This window comes from Levilactobacillus paucivorans (assembly GCF_001437125.1).
Taxonomy (GTDB): Bacteria; Bacillota; Bacilli; order Lactobacillales; family Lactobacillaceae; genus Levilactobacillus; species Levilactobacillus paucivorans.
Map to the genome: position 1 here is coordinate 1 of NZ_JQCA01000042.1, position 213 is coordinate 213.

A 213-nucleotide genomic window follows, 5' to 3' on the forward strand; every position below is an offset into this window, starting at 1 on the left:
AATTTCCAACGGAAGATTCACTGGATCGCTTCCTGGTTTCTCAGTTTAATGTTTATGGTAGATTGCAAATTTAATCCGAATTTTTGGACAAATTTGTCAGCATAACCCGATACGGTGTTTGCCAGTCGAGTATTTTAAGCGGTCGCTGGTTAATTTAGAGTAACGTCGTCGTTAAATCTTGAGCACTAATGTGCTCAAAACGAGTCCCTTTAG

Annotated in this window: 1 pseudogene; it reads right to left on the reverse strand. The window is 39.4% G+C overall.

From position 1 onward, the window contains the following. Positions 1–70 precede the first annotated feature (70 nt). Positions 71–213, reverse strand: a pseudogene (locus IV54_RS12070) (IS30 family transposase); the annotation flags it as partial.